The 17,942-nt window shown below is 45.2% G+C and carries 15 protein-coding genes; 11 read left to right on the forward strand and 4 right to left on the reverse strand.

The features are described 5' to 3' along the window. Positions 1-106: 106 nt before the first annotated feature. Entirely contained in the window at positions 107-2,146 is a 2,040-nt protein-coding gene (locus tag C161_RS13110) for a serine hydrolase (protein WP_051447084.1), read from the reverse strand. A gap of 309 nt (positions 2,147-2,455) precedes the next feature. Then, the gene (locus C161_RS13115) at positions 2,456-3,040 is read right to left on the reverse strand and encodes an AAA family ATPase (protein WP_036608665.1); all 585 of its coding nucleotides are present in this window, start codon (positions 3,038-3,040) and stop codon (positions 2,456-2,458) included. A 283-nt stretch (positions 3,041-3,323) separates the two neighbouring features. On the opposite strand from C161_RS13115, the gene C161_RS13120 reads away from it, so the two are divergent. Both C161_RS13120 and C161_RS13125 read left to right on the forward strand, forming a co-directional pair. Then, positions 3,324-3,659: a PadR family transcriptional regulator gene (locus C161_RS13120; protein ID WP_017688825.1), complete on the forward strand. Its 336-nt coding sequence runs from the start codon at positions 3,324-3,326 to the stop codon at positions 3,657-3,659. Then, positions 3,656-5,005 carry an FtsW/RodA/SpoVE family cell cycle protein gene (locus C161_RS13125; RefSeq protein ID WP_036670653.1) on the forward strand — a complete coding sequence of 450 codons (1,350 nt, stop codon included), beginning with the start codon at positions 3,656-3,658 and terminating at the stop codon, positions 5,003-5,005. The genes C161_RS13120 and C161_RS13125 overlap by 4 nt, the downstream gene beginning before the upstream one ends. A gap of 61 nt (positions 5,006-5,066) precedes the next feature. On the opposite strand, the gene C161_RS13130 is transcribed toward C161_RS13125, so the two are convergent. Beyond that, positions 5,067-6,857 carry an ABC transporter substrate-binding protein gene (locus C161_RS13130; RefSeq protein ID WP_036670654.1) on the reverse strand — a complete coding sequence of 597 codons (1,791 nt, stop codon included), beginning with the start codon at positions 6,855-6,857 and terminating at the stop codon, positions 5,067-5,069. A 134-nt stretch (positions 6,858-6,991) separates the two neighbouring features. On the opposite strand from C161_RS13130, the gene C161_RS13135 reads away from it, so the two are divergent. The 6 genes from C161_RS13135 to C161_RS13155 all read left to right on the forward strand — a co-directional run bounded on the left by C161_RS13135 (position 6,992) and on the right by C161_RS13155 (position 14,286). Beyond that, positions 6,992-8,611 carry a DUF4153 domain-containing protein gene (locus C161_RS13135; RefSeq protein ID WP_036670655.1) on the forward strand — a complete coding sequence of 540 codons (1,620 nt, stop codon included), beginning with the start codon at positions 6,992-6,994 and terminating at the stop codon, positions 8,609-8,611. Between the two features lie 92 nt (positions 8,612-8,703). Next, positions 8,704-9,054 carry a hypothetical protein gene (locus tag C161_RS31960; protein ID WP_235193801.1) on the forward strand — a complete coding sequence of 117 codons (351 nt, stop codon included), beginning with the start codon at positions 8,704-8,706 and terminating at the stop codon, positions 9,052-9,054. Then, complete coding sequence (gene yidC / locus C161_RS13140) at positions 8,991-9,878, forward strand: membrane protein insertase YidC (RefSeq protein ID WP_036608656.1); 888 nt, start codon at positions 8,991-8,993, stop codon at positions 9,876-9,878. Before C161_RS31960 ends, yidC begins: the two co-directional genes overlap by 64 nt. 287 nt (positions 9,879-10,165) lie before the next feature. Continuing rightward, positions 10,166-12,133: an AraC family transcriptional regulator gene (locus tag C161_RS13145; protein WP_036608653.1), complete on the forward strand. Its 1,968-nt coding sequence runs from the start codon at positions 10,166-10,168 to the stop codon at positions 12,131-12,133. Positions 12,134-12,250: 117 nt separating this feature from the next. Beyond that, complete coding sequence (locus C161_RS13150; protein ID WP_051447083.1) at positions 12,251-13,276, forward strand: FecCD family ABC transporter permease; 1,026 nt, start codon at positions 12,251-12,253, stop codon at positions 13,274-13,276. Further along, on the forward strand, positions 13,273-14,286 hold the full coding sequence (locus tag C161_RS13155; protein WP_036608650.1) for a FecCD family ABC transporter permease: 1,014 nt from the start codon (positions 13,273-13,275) through the stop codon (positions 14,284-14,286). Before C161_RS13150 ends, C161_RS13155 begins: the two co-directional genes overlap by 4 nt. Positions 14,287-14,523: 237 nt before the next feature. On the opposite strand, the gene C161_RS13160 is transcribed toward C161_RS13155, so the two are convergent. Then, complete coding sequence (locus tag C161_RS13160) at positions 14,524-15,633, reverse strand: helix-turn-helix transcriptional regulator (RefSeq protein WP_051447082.1); 1,110 nt, start codon at positions 15,631-15,633, stop codon at positions 14,524-14,526. A 129-nt stretch (positions 15,634-15,762) separates the two neighbouring features. On the opposite strand from C161_RS13160, the gene C161_RS13165 reads away from it, so the two are divergent. From C161_RS13165 to C161_RS13175, 3 genes are all read left to right on the forward strand, one after another. Next, a complete protein-coding gene (locus tag C161_RS13165; RefSeq protein ID WP_036608640.1) occupies positions 15,763-16,470 on the forward strand; it encodes a class I SAM-dependent methyltransferase in 708 nt (235 codons plus the stop codon). Then, positions 16,454-17,551 (forward strand): saccharopine dehydrogenase family protein, encoded by a 1,098-nt coding sequence (locus C161_RS13170; protein ID WP_051447081.1) that lies wholly within the window; start codon positions 16,454-16,456, stop codon positions 17,549-17,551. Before C161_RS13165 ends, C161_RS13170 begins: the two co-directional genes overlap by 17 nt. Positions 17,552-17,625: 74 nt before the next feature. Further along, positions 17,626-17,919 (forward strand): hypothetical protein, encoded by a 294-nt coding sequence (locus C161_RS13175; protein WP_036608638.1) that lies wholly within the window; start codon positions 17,626-17,628, stop codon positions 17,917-17,919. The last annotated feature ends 23 nt before the right edge of the window (positions 17,920-17,942 follow it).

Here is a 17,942-nt window from a genome sequence, read left to right on the forward strand (position 1 = left end):
AGTCGCATGGTAAAATCATCCGTTCTTATAAAATGCATCGTTGGTAAAATGAAGTGGAAAAACAAGCCATGTAGCAATGACATGGCTTGCCGAGCATCACTCTATGTTAATGTAGCAGAGTGCCTAACATTTTGTACATCAAAACTGATGATTCCTGCCTCAGCATAGGTTGCTTCGATCTATAATCCACAGCACCGGTGCTGGATACAGATACTTCCGGACCGTAGAGACCTAGAGCAACCACAAACTGGACACCTTCTTCAGCCCAACGATCCTGTGAACCGATGAGATCGGCAGTTACGGCAGGTGCGCCAAGGAGTTGTTGTGCCGTTCTCGATATGATCACCGCGGCCTCTTGCCTTGTTATGGCTTGGTCAGGATGGAACAATCCACGAGTATTACCTTGCACAATACCCAGTTCAAGAGCGGTTTGAATGTAGGCGGCGTAGGGACTTGATTGGGTATCTTTAAATTTTGGTGATTGAGCTGAAATGGACATTCCGCTTATGCCCACAACCTGTGTTACAAACTCCCCACGACTAACAGGCTTCTCTGGTTCAAATAGGGATTGATCCTGTGGATACAGGCCAATCTGTGTTAAACGATAGATGTACGGAGCATAGGGATGGTCTTCTGGCACATCTTCATAAGGTTTGGCTTCTGGCAATTTCTCGGACCAGCTATCTGACTTGTTGTAATAGAAATACGTGATTTCACCTGACTGATTTTTTTTGAAACCAGCGAGCTTGCCTTCCTCATCCATGAACAACATGTCCTTAACGGGTGTTAAAGTGTGAGTGCCATAAGCATCTATAACCTGAAGACCTTTCTCTGTTGCTGTAATATCATACAACCATGCAGGCAAACGGATATCCCGATATAGTCCCTCGTAGGAATGGAGTGAAGACTCGGGTACGCTATAATTGACATCTTGGACCTCATTACTCGGATAAAAATGATCCATAAATGCTTGAAAAAGCGCTTCTCGCAGATCTGGTCCATCACTGTTGGAGACGATAAATAGTCCAGTCTTCTCGTTAGGCAACAGCCACAGATTGGAGTGGAATCCGTCCAGATCGCCTGCTTTACTCACGACTTTCCGTCCATGATTATACTGCGAATAGGTGGATTCGAATCCGTAACCTGTTCCAGGTATATCCGGGTGTATGGAGACATCCAGCGTTTGCATTGCTTGGACGGATGACGGTTCTAGTATACGTGCACCCTGGTACGTACCTTGATTGAGCTGCGCAAGCATAAAGTGAGCCATATCCCGTCCAGTTGTAATGAATCCGCCCTCAGGGGAGCTGTCCGGTACATTGGGATATTGCGGAAGTTCTTGTCCTTCAGCGCCATAAGGAATTGCGAGTTTACTCAGCGTGTCTTTGCTTAGTGTAAAATGGCTATCCGACATATCAAGAGGGTTGAATATATGCTGTTGTACATAAGTCTCAAACGGAAGTTTGGACTGTTTCTGAACAATGTAGCCCAAGAGTGCATAGCCGTAGTTGTCGTAACGGAAAACTTCTCCTGGATTGCGAACAACGGACGGTTTGTTGTCTTGGATGAATTGCTCAAGCGGATAAGGATGATTCAACTCCCTGGGTGTAGCTGCTGCATCTGTGAAATCAAACCCGCTGGTGTGGGTCATCAGATGTTCCAATGTTAACGCTGTTCCGGTATGGTTGGTCAGATGCAAAGCATCTGTGTATGCGCTGATATCCTGATCAAGCTTTACGTTACCTTGCTCGGCCAATTGCATAATGGCAGTTGCTGTCAGCGTTTTGGAGATGGAGGCTACACGGAATAGAGTGGAGTCGGCATCGACGGGGATTTGTTTTTCCACATTGGCATAACCATATCCTTTATTCAACACGATCTGTTGGTCGTGAACAACCGTGACTACGGCACCTTTCAAAGCAGACTTCACTTCAGGTTGGGCGAAGAATTGATTGATGAACGATTCAGTTTCCTGAGGACTTACCTGAGGAAGAGGGAGGCTGCTCTCTGCCGATACACTGGTTATTGTGGTGAAACTCAGAGATGCAACCAGGAGGATGTTGGCTACGGCACGTTTCCAATTAGGATTTGATTTGTAGCTCTGTTGTTGTTGTTGAGTTGGACATGTTGCTACGTGAGATTTCATGAAATTCTCCTTTGAGTTGAGATATGTTCGTTCTCTTACATTTAAGTACATCTATAATCTATCAGTTTGAATGTAATGGCGATTCCGTAGTACGCACTTATTATGGCAGGACTTCCGCAAACCTTTTTGCGTGATCCCGCAATTGTGGAGGATGAAGAGTGAGTTTTGAATAATCTTGAATATATGAAAAGAGGTATTTGTCATGATGACCCAACGGGGGTCTCGACAAATACCTTTTTTTGTTTTGTCTTCTTATTTTCCATGCAAAGCGACATCGTGCAAAGGAATTGGGAAGTAGATTTTATAAAACTACGCGTACATCCGTCGTTCAAGTTCAGCATAGGCAATCGCAGGATCATCACTGGAATTATCAATATAAGCGACGGATGAAGCAGGGAGAGGCCAGGCTATTTCTTTACGGACGAGAGAAGCTGTGAAGGCATCCCAGTTGGCTAACTTCCATTCATCTAGTGGGGATTGTCTTGCTGAGATTCGTTTGTGATACAACGCTTCATTCTCAAGATAAATATAGGCCACACGCACATCCGTATCATCCAGAGTATGTCCAATTCGTTCAAGTTCCTGAGCAATCCAATCCGGGGTACCGATTTCCTTGGTAAATGGCCCCACAACAATCGTATCGATACCCAACTGAACGTTATCCAGAGCGGCGTCCATCGTAATGCGGTACCCAAGATCACGGCACAACCTTTTGTATTCAGGCGAATCTCGGTCGGAAGGATCAAGTCCCTGAAGGGTCATGATCGCCTCAGCCGCGGGACGAAGCAGAATATCCATATCGAAGAAAGCAGCTTTATGTTTACGGGAAAGGGCTTTTGCTAGTGTGGTCTTGCCACTTCCGGCCCCACCGAGAAAGAAAATTAGTTTGCTCATGAATGTAATGCCTCCTTAAATGTATTGAAAAAATAGTATATGTAATTGAAAAACACACGAATATATAGAGTCATCATTAGAGTTCGTGAATGAAAGGACTTGTTTATTTTAACATAAATAAAGAAGCTTGTTGGCTAGACAGAAAAGGAAGGATAAGGTAATATCATACCTAGTTGTTCTATGCATAGGTTTCCGATGTATATGAAAAGAAGAGATTTAAAAATTTATTTTTCGAAATCTAAAAACTCTTGCTAAATGAATTGAAAAGGAAGGAGTGAGTGCGTTGCAGGTTAACAAACAAATGATTAAAGGAAGTACCGAAACATTGATTCTGACCTTGCTTCAGGAACGACCGTTGTATGGTTATGAATTAATTAAGGAATTACATCGTCAATCCGAGGGTGTGTTTAATCTGAAAGAGGGCACGTTATATCCTATTTTGCATGCTATGGAGATTGAAGGTTGGGTAGAGTCGTACTGGATGGAGGTTGAAGGTCGTAAACGGAAATATTATTCGATTCGTGACAAGGGCATGGAGGCCTTACAAAGTAAAAAAGCAGAGTGGAATTTGTTCCGTAGAGCTGTGGATCGGGTGCTTGGGGAAGGAGGCCTGACATGACGAATCGACATGAGCGAATTCAGCATTATCTTGATCACATGTGTGTTCAGGTTAAAGCTCGCGAAGTACATAACGACCTGCGTGATGAGTTGGGAAACCACATGGAAGAGATGATTTTGGATAAAGAACAAGAAGGTTATACAGAGGAAGAAGCAATTGCATATGCCATTGAACAGATGGGCGATCCCGCTGTCGTAGGCAAGAGTATGCACCGATTGCATCGTCATCGCATGCATTGGGGGCTGTTAGTTGGACTAATTGGTTTGTCTATAACTAGCCTGTTACTGATATGGATTTTTACGATGAATGTCGCAGATGAAAAGTATCAGTCCTTATATCGGGGGCATGTGGTGTACACCGTTATAGGTGTAATGTTGATGTTGTTCTTTATTTACTTTGATTATCGTAAGTTGAAAAAAGCTGCTTGGTGGATCTATATTCTACTTAATGCCCTTTTGTGGATTAATCCAATGATATCTACGGATTTTTATGGTATGAGCAGATTCCTGATTGCACCACTTGGATTTGTAATAGACCTTACGACTGCTTCAGTATGGATTTTGCCACTTGCCATAGGGGCAATTGTGCAGGAGAAGTTTCATTCAAACTGCAATATGCAATCCATATTGACCTATATTGCTATGGTAGCGTTACCTGTAGTGCTATTGTTTCAAATGTCGGACTGGGTTCGCATGTTTCTGTTTGGCACAATGTCCATTATTTTATTTGGTTGGCTCACGCGAAAATGGCTTTATACAGCCTTAGGTGCTGCTGTAACAGGAAGTATTTTTGTATTGTTATTGTTTTTTGCAGATAAGTACGGCCGCCTAGAGAGGCTTTCCGTCGTTTTGAATCTTCAGGATGACCCTTACGGTGGCTATAGTAACAATTCCATTATTGAAATTATTCAATCAGCCGGCTGGTGGGGTAATGGGATTGATACAACGTTCGACATGTTTAAAATGAGTTATTTAGATTACCCAGGTGTTCTGCTCATTGATGTGTTTGGCTGGTCAGCCGGGATAATATTATTGGTGGGTATCATCTGGTTTGTTGCAAGTATGGTGAAGATGCTTCCTCGCATTCGGGATGATTTCGGTCGAATGATAATTATCAGTATCACATCCATGTTTGCGTTGCAAATCATCTATTCATTGGCGATGACTACCGGCAAGGCTCCAATTCTTAGCATAGTTTTTCCTTTAATAGGATATGGAAATCACCTGCTTTTCGAATATGCCATGGTCGGTTTACTTCTCGGTATTTATCGTCGGAAGGATACCATTTCGACGATAAATGAAAAAATACAGCAGAAGGTGGATGCCGACCCAATGACCAGTTCATAGGTATCCAAAATCATTACCGCATCATGAAATGAAAGTATTATTATGCTCGTTTAACGAGCATTCACGGAAACCAGATATGACGCAGGTTTACCCAGCCCTGGCTGTTGAAAGATAGACCACGTACTGAAGGCAGATAAGCGGTTTCTACTGGTTTTTCAGATAAATGGAACAGTAAATTCTGACCAACCAAAAATTGCTCAATGCAGTCTAATTCACAAGTTCGATCCGCAGCGATGGGAGAGGCGACGATGGTTTGCAAGATCTCATGGATCGTTATACGAGCAGAATCTTCCAGATGCTCAGATAACGTAGAGTAGAGATCATACCTTCGCAGTTCTTCGTCCCTGTCCCGAATGAGAGAGAAGAGAATCAGATCAGATTCCAACCTCAGATTTCCTTTGAACTGCTCCATCGTAGCGGTTCGGACGGTACAGGAGAAACCGCATTGCTCCAGTATGGACGCCAGATGTTGGGCATCCCTGCGATATTGTGGAATGGTTGCAATGTGCAGGGAGATGGGACTGGAGGATACGGAACTTATCGATATATCGCTAAATCCCTCCGAGTGGGCCAGGACTTTCTTGGTATTCACCGCACTAAAATCAGTCTCCACGATCTCAGAGTTATCTGCATGTCCGTCATCTCTATACATTCCAGCAAGGCATGACTGAAGGTGTGCTCTTACTTCCGGATCGTTTAACGGTCCGGTTTTTTGTGTATTACACGTGAGTAATTTATGAACCATTACACCTGCACTAATCTGTGTCCAGTCTGCACCCGCAGACGAAGACGGATTATGAACAAGATGAAAGAACGGAGTTTCGATATCTTGGCTATCGTCCATTTTTGCCGAGGCACTCCACGGAATTTGCAGGATATCTACCCGGTCCATATGTGCTCTACCCTGAAAATACGATGAAAAGGCTTCAAGTCTGCACAAGTGATCATCCCAGGCGGTGACCTTGAACGGTCCCGTCCCAACAGGTTTTTGCATCCCATGCACATCACCCGAATGCTTCATCTTATGTTCGTTTGTTCCTGGTGAGGGTACAATCGCCGCACGACTTGTTGTCAGGAAGGACAAAAACAATTCATGAGGATTTTTAAGCTGGAAACACACGGTTAAGGAATCGACCGCTTCAATAGATAGAATCTGTTTACTTACATCACGGTACAGTGTCCGGCGATCTGTAGACTGCAGTCGTTCAAACGTATGCACTATATCATGGGCCGTCAACAACTGACCATCGTGAAATGTAATACCTTTTCGCAAATAAAAGATCCAGGTCTTTCGGTCTGCACTGACATCCCAGGTATGAGCGAGACATGGGAGGATCTCTCCCTGTTCACCCCGCTGAACCAACCCGTCAAAGACATGGCTGGTAACAAAGGATTCAGCTAATAGATTAATGTACAGCGGATCAAGCGCATGAAGCTGTTGGCGGAGGGGCAACCGAAGCGTATCAATCTGCTCATTATTGGTGCCGGCTTCCGTATGATGTCCTGAATATCCAAGCAACCACTGGTTTAGATGATCCTGCATGATTGTTGAACTGGAGAATGCGCTCACCTGCTCGGCAGCTTCCTGTAACTCCCGGCGATTCATGGCCTGCATCATATATTCTGCGGCGATTTGATCAGCCGGAACAAGCAAAGTCAGTGAAGAACGCCGACCCCGGCCACGCTGGGAAACCCAACGAATCCAATCATGGGCAACCATCTTTTTGACAATCGTTAACGTATTGCGGTGTGTACAATTTAGCAACTCAGCGAGATCGGCGAGTGTAAGTTCATGTTCTGTATGGTGACCGTAATGACGATGTAACAGCAGATATTGCTGATGTAATTTCAAGTGTTGATTCCCTCCTGGAGGTGAACTCTGACGTATTCCTCTAAAATAAGAAGTTTTGTCGATTTTAATTTCTATTTATATTCCTATTTTATCATCTAGAATATAGCATAGAAAGGTTAATGGAGGTTTTTCCCATGATTGATAAAATAATGGCTTCACCGCAACGCGCTCTAATCACGCTACTGTCTGCATGGATGCTGGCGATCATTCACCAGTATTTATTCTATGGTAATGAGATTGGCGTATCGTATCCTATCTTTGTAATTCTCTTTTATGTGTTCATGTATCTGTTTGCAAGGGACCGCATGAGGTCTTTCAAGTTCATTGATGCTTTTGTAGCGGCTGTAGTGCTATTGTTGTCGCTAACGTTCCTGTTATACGACAATGAACTGCTGTATGTTCTTAATTTTCTGGTCATACCTGGCGTAGTTATCTTACATATGACGTATCTGATGGGCAGAAAACAGAAGCAGTGGTGGGAGATTGGCTTGATTGGTACGGCTATTGACCACTTGCTACCTCAAGCCATGCGTCATTGGGGGACTGTTGCTGCTATTGCTGTGAGAGCAGGCGGGCGTGGCATGGGCAAATCCCAGAAAACAGTTGTTTTCAAAGTACTCATTGGTCTTGTGGCGTCCTTGCCTATCCTCATTGTAGTCGTTGCATTACTGTCCTCTGCTGACGGGGTCTTTGATCAGTATTTAGCCGGTTTTCCGGAGTGGCTGAATCAATTGGCTTTTACTCCAGGGATACCAAGAATCATCTGGATTGTCATCGCAGGTGTATTGCTGTTTGGTTATGTATGGGGATTTGTACAGCCAATGCAATATGAGGCAGAGAAGAGAGCGAACGCACATTGGAAAAATGGAGCAGTATCCACGGTTGATAAGCGTGATCACACCTATATATTCTCTCCTGTGGACCCGGCCACTGAAGGTAAGGTTACAAATAAGATTACACCCGAGCCCGAACGCACTCCGGTTCAGCGGGAACCATTCAGATTGGACCCCATCATTGTGGGGACGATGCTGATTGTCATTAACTGTGTGTACGTTTTGTTTGTACTTGTGCAGTTTTCGTATCTCTTTGGTGCAGGAGAGGGGCATCTTCCGGTAGATCTGTCTTACGCAGATTATGCGAGAAGTGGATTCGCAGAGTTAATTCTCGTCACAGGTATTAACTTCTTTATTCTTATTGTTGCTTTGCAGTATACCCGTTCGAGTGGCAAAACGGGTTCCATCGTACATCAGGTACTTCTCCTGATTCTGGTCAGTTGTTCAGCAATTATGTTGTATTCCGCGTTTATGCGCCTAAATCTGTATGAGCAGGCATATGGATATACGTACATCCGCTTCCTGGTACACGCATTCATGATCTTCCTCGCACTCCTGTTGCTGATTGCTGGCCTTCGTATACGGTACACATCAATACCTCTGATCCGCTGGTATATTGTGCTTGCGCTCACTGCATATGTTGCTGTCAATTATGTGGGCATGGATAAACGGATTGCCGAGCTGAACATAGAACGTTATCATCAGACTGGCAATATTGATGCAACCTATCTGGCAAGTCTGTCGGCAGATGCAGTTCCGTTGCTTCGAGAGTTTGCTCAGGAGGAGTATCCGGATCTCAAGAGGGAAATGCTGGAACGTCAAGCCTACCTGGACGATGATTCATCAGATCGTTCATGGCCTTCTTATAACGTGGCGAGACACCGAGCTGAGCTAGAAATGTCCAAATTGAGAACGGAATAGCTGAATAGTAGTTGTTTTCACGTACAGATTTATGCAAAAACAATATGTAAGTGTTATAATATAAAAACTAACCTATAAAGGGGGTGAATCCCTTGTTTGAACTGCAGGAGTTATTACCATATTTATTTTCGATTGGACTCATCTTCACCGTCAGTTATGCCTATATTGCCCATCTTCATTGTGGCATGACAGAGTACTGGATGGAAGGTGGCGCCGGTGGTGGACTTGAACCTGTACTTCCCGCCCTGTGTTTGGACAGACAGCATAGACAGGAAGACTGGAGTCGCATGATTAGACGAAGAGAAGCGCCCGATGAAGATGAACCAGATTGTCATTCCTCGTTGAACGATTGGTCAACAAATCAACGAGGAGGATATATATGGAACATAAGACCAACAAGGGATTCACTTTTACTTCGGGCAAGGGACGGATCTATGGCCTGATTGTCATTTTGTTTGCAGTCATGCTGCTTGCCGGATGCAGCAACAACGTGTCGGAGATTACTTCATCGACACCGGGATTTTTTAATCACTACATTGTATTTCCACTGTCGTATCTGATTCAGCATATTGCCACCATATTTAACGGAAGCTACGGGGTCGCGATTATCGTGATTACGCTGGTCATTCGTTTAGCATTGTTGCCCTTGATGATGCGTCAAGCCAAGTCCCAGCAGGGAACACGAGTCATCATGAACGCCATGAAACCCGAGATGGATGCGCTCAAGAAAAAATATGAAGGCAAAAATGATCCTGCTGATAAGCAAAAGATGTCTCAGGAAACGATGGAGCTATACAAGAAACATAAGTTCAATCCGCTGAACATTGGTTGCTTGCCGATGCTCATTCAGCTGCCTATACTTTCAGGTATTTACACAGCCATCCGACTTACACCGGAGTTGTCCTCCCACTCGTTCCTGTGGTTCAAACTGGGAGCGCCGGACTACGTACTCGCTGTGGTTGTTGCGGTCATATATCTGATTCAAGCCAAGGTATCACAAGCCAATATGGCGCCTGAGCAGCGAAAACAGTTCGCCATTATGGGTTATCTCTCCCCATTGATGATGGCATTCTTTTCTCTTACAGCTCCGGCAGCGATGCCGCTCTACTGGACCGTTGGGGGTTCGTTCCTGGTACTACAGACATTATTGTTCCGTAAAATGTACCCGGTGGAACACCCACAGGAGCCTGTGGTTGTGGAAGTAAGTAAGAAAAAGAATAAAAAATCCAGCTCCGCCAAACCTTCTCGGAAACCTGCAAAGTCTTAATAAATTTGGTCGCAGGTGACAAGAGAAACATGGTGACTACGTAATCTTGTTAAATACAATAAACATAATGAATAAGCCTGATCCATATGGATCAGGCTTCTTTTTTGTACTATCAGGTGTTCCTTTTTAGTTTTTTACGAAAGCGGATGGAAAGCATAACGTCCACTGCCTGTTTCCCAATATCACTTAATGATATATACTTACCTGATCAAATGTGATATTGATAATCAATATCAATTATTAAGTGATGTATACATTGGAAAAAGTGAAACGAGGAGTGCGGGTAGATGCAAGAGGAAGAAGCAAGACAGGGATTTACACCAGAGATGATTGATATGATGGCCAGTATCTGGACACGTTCGATCATTACATTAATAGATGTACGCTTTCAGAATGTAGCGTCACAATACCCGTTGGAGCAATATAAAATGCCTAGTAGCATGTTTATCTATGCATATGGGGGAGAAGCGCAAATCCAACTGAATGAAACCACATTTGCAATGGAACGCTTCGGTTTAGTTCACGGCGGGAAGGGGAGCCTGCTCAGTATTACGCCTAAAGAGGAGATGGTGAAGACATTTATGGTGTTTTATAGAGCAGAATCACCTCTCTTTTTCAAGAAACATCTGCAACAATTACTGGAGCAAGTAAATCCATTTGTTCAACAGTTTGGTTATACGCCAAGTAATCCGATCTTGCTACGCGATTGGTTCCAACGGATGATGAATGGCTGGAAACGTGGCAAGGCGATGGATCAGCTACAGGCCAAAAGTTTTTTATATCAATTGATTCATGAGGTGTTCAGGGATTTGGAGGGTGGTGAGATTCGGTATCTCCAGCCAGATCCAGCCTGTTCTGCCAAGGTATATCTCGATAAACATTACAGGGAGCCGATTATGTTCCAACAAATTGCCGATATGTTTGGGATCAGTGGTGGACAATTGACGCGGTTGTTCAAAAAAAGGGAAGGGATGAACTTACAGGAGTATCTCATTCAGAGAAGGATTGAAGCTGCCTGTCATGACTTGAAACATACAGAAGCGACAGTTAAAGAAATCGCAACTGGAGCTGGTTTCACAGATGAGAAAAATCTGTTCCGCATGTTTAAGAAGCATTACAAGATGACGCCAAGTGATTATCGGAAAATAAACGCACTATCCATGCAGGTTGATGGTATTGATAATGATTCTCATCTCCCTTACGATGAGAGGGAACTAGCGAGTCTAGTTAAGTCTTATAGAGATGGGGAATCAACGATGTTTGGATCTTTAAGAAGTAAAGAAATGATTTTGGCGGCGGCGATAAGCATGATGCTGTTATTAACGGCATGTACGTCAGGGACGCCAGCGAATAATGGGGGAACGGCAAATACAACACCTGCGCAGACACAGCAGGCGACACAACAAGAAGGGTCGGAGACAAAAGCTTCAGAAGCAGTCTCGCAGACCAGAACGATATCCACAGTTAAGGGTGATGTTGAGGTACCTAACAACCCTCAGCGAGTTGTAGTCGATTATTTGGTTGGTGATGTGGTAGCCCTAGGTGTAACTCCTTTAGGTGTGGCTAGAGCTGCACGGGGAGAGACAGAGCCTGTTTATGCTAACCAGATTACAGACTCCATAAAAGTAGCCATGGAGCCGGAAGATATCATGACGCTTGAGCCGGATCTTATCATTTTGGCATGGAGCGATGAGTCGTATGATGATTTATCCAAAATTGCCCCGACCATTTATGTTCCCTATGGTGATATGACTACAGAAGAGCGGATACAATTTATTAGCGATGTTTTGAACAAACAGGAAGAGGCTAAGGATGTTTTGAATGCTTATACCGGAAAAATTGAAGAAGCAAAGCTAGCCTTTCAGAATGCGGGCCTATCCGATGTGACGATTACGGTTGGAGAATTCAGTGATAAAAGTAACTACATAGCTGGAGCCAAGCATGCCGTTGGCGAGCTTGTTTATGATGAACTTCAATTGCAGGCACCTGCAAAAGTCCAAACGGATATTATCGATGCAGATAAATATTGGGGCGATGTCTCCATGGAAGTATTACCCGCTTACTCTGGGGATTATATGATCTTCTTAGGAGATGGAAACGTTGCTTCTGATAATGCAGTGTGGAATGCCATACCTGCTGTGCAACATGATCGGATCGTAAAGGTAGACTCTTCGCTATCTTGGTCCACCGACGTAATGACTTCCAGTGCATTGATTGATTATATTGTTAGTCAATTGCTAGCATTAGCTAAATAAGAGTTAGAACGAAATTTTAATTGAGCACTCCAAATTTTCAAACATGACCAGTCGAATTTATGGACGTTAATATCCATATTCGTTTGGATTGTAAATAGGTGATGAAAGGGAAACGAGATGAAAAGCAAGCCTGAACAAAAACGCCGTGGGGCGATGAACTTCACCATGTACATGGTAATAGGGCTTGGATTAACGGTTCTCATGTCGGCGGCATCCATTATGTTTGGTGCTGCTGATATGAGGTTAGCAACGGTATGGGAGGCTATTTTCCGATTTGATCCAATGCTCACTGAACATCAAATTATTCAAACCATGCGTCTCCCGCGTACCGTAGCTGATCTGATCGTTGGGTGCAGCCTTGCGGTATGTGGCGCTATCATGCAGGGGACAACGCGTAATCCGCTGGCCGACTCCGGGCTGATGGGGATTAGCTCTGGCGCAGCATTTGCAATTGCACTATGCCTGGCCTTTCTGCCGGGTTATTCGTATTGGCAGATGATGTTGTTCGCTTGTCTGGGAGCAGCGATCGCCACCGGTATGACTTACTTTACCGCGTCACTGGGCAATCGCGGAATGACGCCTCAGCGGCTTGTACTGGCAGGTCTGTCTATTTCAATGTTGTTTGGCGCACTCAGTCAGTACTTGGCAATCAATTATGATTTGGGGCGAGCATTGACATTCTGGACGGCGGGTAGCACAGCGGGGGTCAAATGGGGAGAATTGCTGATTATCTCACCGCTCTTTGTTGGGGGTATACTGCTGGCACTGGCGCTGTCCCCTTCCGTTACATTGCTCAGTTTGGGAGATGATGTGGCAAGTGGACTCGGCATTCGTAGCGGACTGGTCAAGATTTTGTCGACAATTATTGTACTTGTGCTGACTGGATTGGCTGTTGTTGTGGTTGGCCCGGTTGGTTTTGTGGGTCTGATTACCCCGCATATTGTGCGATATATGGTAGGTGTCGACTATCGATACATTATTCCGGCAGCGGCTTTATATGGTGCGTTGCTGACCGTATCGGCTGATTTGGCTGGACGTTTGATCAATAAACCGTTCGAAACGCCGATTGCCATTATATTTTCTATCATTGGTGTGCCGTATTTTCTCTTCTTGGCTCGAAGACAAAGGAGGGAATATGAATGATCAAGCGGCGTTATACGATGAAACGAGGCATTATCATCAATGTAGTGCTTGTGGTGCTCATACTTGTGTTTGCGATCATTAGCATGAATTCTGGCAAAATGAATCTTTCACCGCTAGAAGTGCTGAACGTTCTCATAGGAAACGGTACCGATAAGCAAAATCTGATTGTGTTTGATTTTCGTTTGCCACGAATTGTACTTTCGATTTTGGTAGGTCTGGGAATGGGAGCGGCGGGGGTCGTGATGCAGAGTTTGCTGCGTAATGACATGGCTAGTCCGGGAACACTGGGAATTAGTTCGGGATCGGGTTTGTTTGTCCTGTTCTTCGTTGTATTCATTGCATCCACAGGCAAGAGTTCCTTTATTGCTCTGCCTCTGTTGGCTTTTGTTGGCGGACTATTGGCAGCGGGTTTGATCTTCTTATTATCGTATCGCCGCGGACGAGACATCTCGCCAATCGGTTTGATCTTGACCGGGGTCGCGTTAGGAAGCGGGTACGGGGCGCTGACGACCTTCTTGACACTCAAGCTGGATGATTCGCAGATGAACTTCATGCTGTATTGGCTGGCGGGAAGCCTATGGGGCGATGATTGGGGTTATATTTCCATACTGACACCATGGGTCTTGATCTTACTCGGCTATATTTTTTACAAGGCTCGCATACTGAATGCCCTCCATTTGGGCAATCAGACAGCACAGGGGCTTGGTGTTTCCGTGAAGCGACAGTTCTTGGGGTTGTCAATCGCTGCTGTTGCTTTATCCTCTGGCAGTGTAGCTGTGGGAGGCAGCTTCTTTTTCGTTGGATTGATCGCTCCGCATATGGCCAGAAAACTGGTCGGTCCCGATCACAAATTGCTCATTCCGGCTGCCAGCTTGGCTGGGGGACTAGTCGTGGTGTTGGCTGACACGATTACGCGCACGGTTAGCCTCGTAGGAGATGTGCCAACAGGAATCGTTATTACAGTTATTAGTGTTCCATATTTTCTTTATTTACTAGCAAAAGCCAAATAACACAATCAATAATATAGTCGGAATTTTTTGTGGAAAACGGTTTGGCAGGACTGTGCGCTGCATTTTAAAGCAGAATGCACGATATCAAAAGTTCAAACATCGAAGTTACCCTGTATTACCGCTATGCTTTTTAAACAATAGCTATAGAAAAAGATGCCATTACGAGGATATCGTATTGGCATCTTTTGATTTTTTCTCATTTGATAGTTAATTTGATACTGGAGAATTATTCAAGATTTATATGGCAGATTCATCCGACAGCTGAAAACGGGAAACGAAATACCAGATGAGCTCGCGACGTGAGGATACCTTGGTTTTGGCGAAAATGGATTTTAAATGATCCTGAACGGTGTAGACAGAAATATGCATCGCAGCAGCAATTTCCTTGGACGAATAACTGCGGAGCACATATCCGAGAAGTTCCCGCTCTCGACTGGATAATCCATGGCTTTCGGCGAGCAAGGGCAGCAAATCCTGTGGCATCGCCTGCTCCAAACGGATTGCAATCTGATCCGGCCCTGTAAGCTGTTGCATGAGACTAGCATGAAGTATGAGGTAACGCCCATCCGGAAGTTGGATGCAAACTTTGGAGGGTGATTCGGGAGCGATCTGAGTATCCACGGCCAGATCTGCCCGATTCTTGCGCTGCAGGTGGGAACTCACTGCACGTACCGGACGGGGCAGAACATCCGGCCCTACATGTTCCAGCATGCGCAATTGGGACAGCCAATATTGAGCGGAGGCGTTCAGGGATAAGAGCTGGAACGTGTCTGAGGTGATCAAAATTCCGGGTTCCTCGGGACTTTCACTCGTGATCTCATCGATCAGTGTCAAGCTCGTGGACCGCAGCATCGATGCAATAGAAGCGGTCCAGGACTGAATCATCAACCGCTCCCCCTCTGTAAAGACAGCACTTTCTGTCTTACGATATAGGGTCAGATATCCCCAGCAAGCGTCTCCACTAACCAATACAGCACGTAGTTCATCACCGAACCCCGCTGGCTGAAGAATGTTGATATAACGTTGGCTTTGTTCAAGCTGTGAGTTCATAGACGTATGAAGTGTAGCTGTATGCTCACCGCTGCGAATTAATTCAGCGTATTTATGTATATCTTCTTCCATGTATTCATTGATGAATAACCGATCATGAATGGCCTCAATGCCATCTTCTGTCACGGCTCCTGTGGAGAGAAGAGTCAGAGGATCAACGGTAGTGAAACAGTATGCATCGTAAGGTATAACCGTATGGATCTGCTTAAGAACAGCTTCCCGATAGGTATGTGAGGTCCAGGTTCCTTTTTCAAGAGAAGTGATAAGTCTGTGGTTCCGATCAATACGTGATGTCAACAAGATTACTCCTCTCTCTGTGCGCATATCCCAATGTTCTGGGATTGTAGGCTCGCCGTATCCTTCTATAATGAAATTAGACGAACAACGAGTCAAGTCTAACTTCAATTCAAGAGGAGTGCGGTGTCCATGAATCACAATCTATCACCGATGAGCTGGGAAACAGCAGATGTTCATCGTTACGAACAATCGATAGCCCTGAAAATTCCGGGTTATTCTCATATGCATGATCTAATGGAACGGCTGCTGTCAGCATCTTTCGCGAATAACAACGATATTCATATCCTTGTTGCCGGTGCGGGAGGGGGAAAAGAGATTGCTCTGCTCGGATCACGTCATGCCGGTTGGACATTGACTGGAGTAGATCCATCACAGCCCATGCTGCAACTTGCTGAGAAACGAGTCACGGAAGCAGGCATCGGTTCCAGAGTGAAACTGCAACCTGTCACGGTTGAAGAATTGCCGGAGGATATTGTATATGATGGGGCGACAAGCATGCTCATGTTACATTTCCTTCAGGGGATGGAGGCCAAGAGAACGTTTCTGACCAGCCTCGCAGCTAGACTTAAACCGGGTGCACCACTGATCATTGCGGCTGTAAATGCCGATCTTCGTTCACCTGCACATCCAATCATGATGCAAGCTTGGAAGGATCACATGTTGAGTGTGGGCGTCCTTCCTGAAGAGTGGGAGCGCTTTGCTGCTTCCCTGGGCCGTGAATCCGATCCAATATCCTCTGAAGAGATGACTCAGCTACTGACCGAATGCGGTTTCTCACATATTACACGTTACTTCGGGGCGTTCTGGGTGGAGGGGTATTATGCAATTCGAAACTAACGTGAAGCCTATGAAAGATCAGATCTGGGTGGTTGGTGGTTATGGTCAAGTGGGGCAGATGATATGTACTCAACTGGGGAAATTGTTCCCGGGTAAAGTATGGGCTGCGGGTACACGCATGAACCGTGCGGAAGAGTTCAGCAGGTCTACAGGTGGTGCTGTGCTACCGCTTCAACTGGATGTAACAAAACCTGTGGAGCCATCCATGTTACGGCCTGTGAAGCTGGTCATCATGTGTGTGGATCAGAGCGATACCCGTTTTGTTGAAGCCTGCGCACAAGCCGGAACCGACTATATTGATATTTCTGCAAAATATGATTTTCTCGCTCAGGTTGAACAGCTCCACACCAAAATGCAACGTTCCAAATCGACCGCGATCCTCAGCGTTGGATTATCACCTGGAGTGACTAATTTGCTTGTGCGCGAAGCGACCATGCATATGGATCAGGTTGAGGAAGCAGACATTACCGTAATGCTGGGACTTGGAGAGAAGCACGGAAAAGCTGCCGTGGAGTGGACCGTTGATCAGATGAATGCCACCTACCAAGTGATGCAAAAGGGCAAACCTGCTGAGGTACAGAGTTTCGGAGATGGCAAACGTATTGATTTTGGAGCAAAACTAGGGAACCGGAAGGCGTATCGATTTAACTTTTCGGATCAGCATGTGGTTGCTCGGACGTTACGTATTCCAACCGTATCTACCAGACTCTGTCTGGACTCCCGCTGGATCACAAGATCCATGGCAATCTCCAAACGTGCAGGGTTGTTTTCGTTGTTGCGTATCCCGTCTATTCGGAATGGAACGGTTAAGGCATTTGGCCTTATTCCTGGGGGAGAACCGATGTATGCGGTCAAGGTCGATGCCGTAGGATGGGAAAATGGTGAGCAAATCCGCGTCGAACAACTACTGGTCGGTGCAAAGGAAGCAGATGCAACAGCAGCGGTAGCTGCAGCCGTGGCAGAACGTGTGTATAAAACAGAGTTGCCACATGGTGTGTTTCATATTGAACAGTGTCTCTCTCTGCAAGACATTCAGGATGCACTTCATACGCCACTAAAGGTGACGACCAAGATCACCTAGTTTCATGTTCTTTTGCTGAGAACCTCCGATCTGCTATGATGGAACAATAATCATGGCATGAATGGAGGGAGATCATGAACTGCGTTGCTGTATTACCTTATTACAAAGTACAGAGAGAAGTGACGGGTCTCGCCCAAGAGATTGAGATGAATGCCCGCTCCATGATTCTGTATTCAGATAAAATCGTGACCAAATACCGCGAGTTCAACATCACGGAAGTGTTTGATATGTCATTTCGCCGTATGGGTGATGAAGGTGGATTTTTCTATTTGCACACAAGCACAGGAGTATATCCATATATGGTCGAAATCGACCCCAAACCGTTTATACAACATTTCAGAAAGATGACGATCCAAAAATTAAAATGACTTGACCTTGCCGTTACGTGAAG

The organism is Paenibacillus sp. FSL R5-192, assembly GCF_000517845.1.
In the GTDB taxonomy this organism is placed as follows: Bacteria; Bacillota; Bacilli; order Paenibacillales; family Paenibacillaceae; genus Paenibacillus; species Paenibacillus amylolyticus.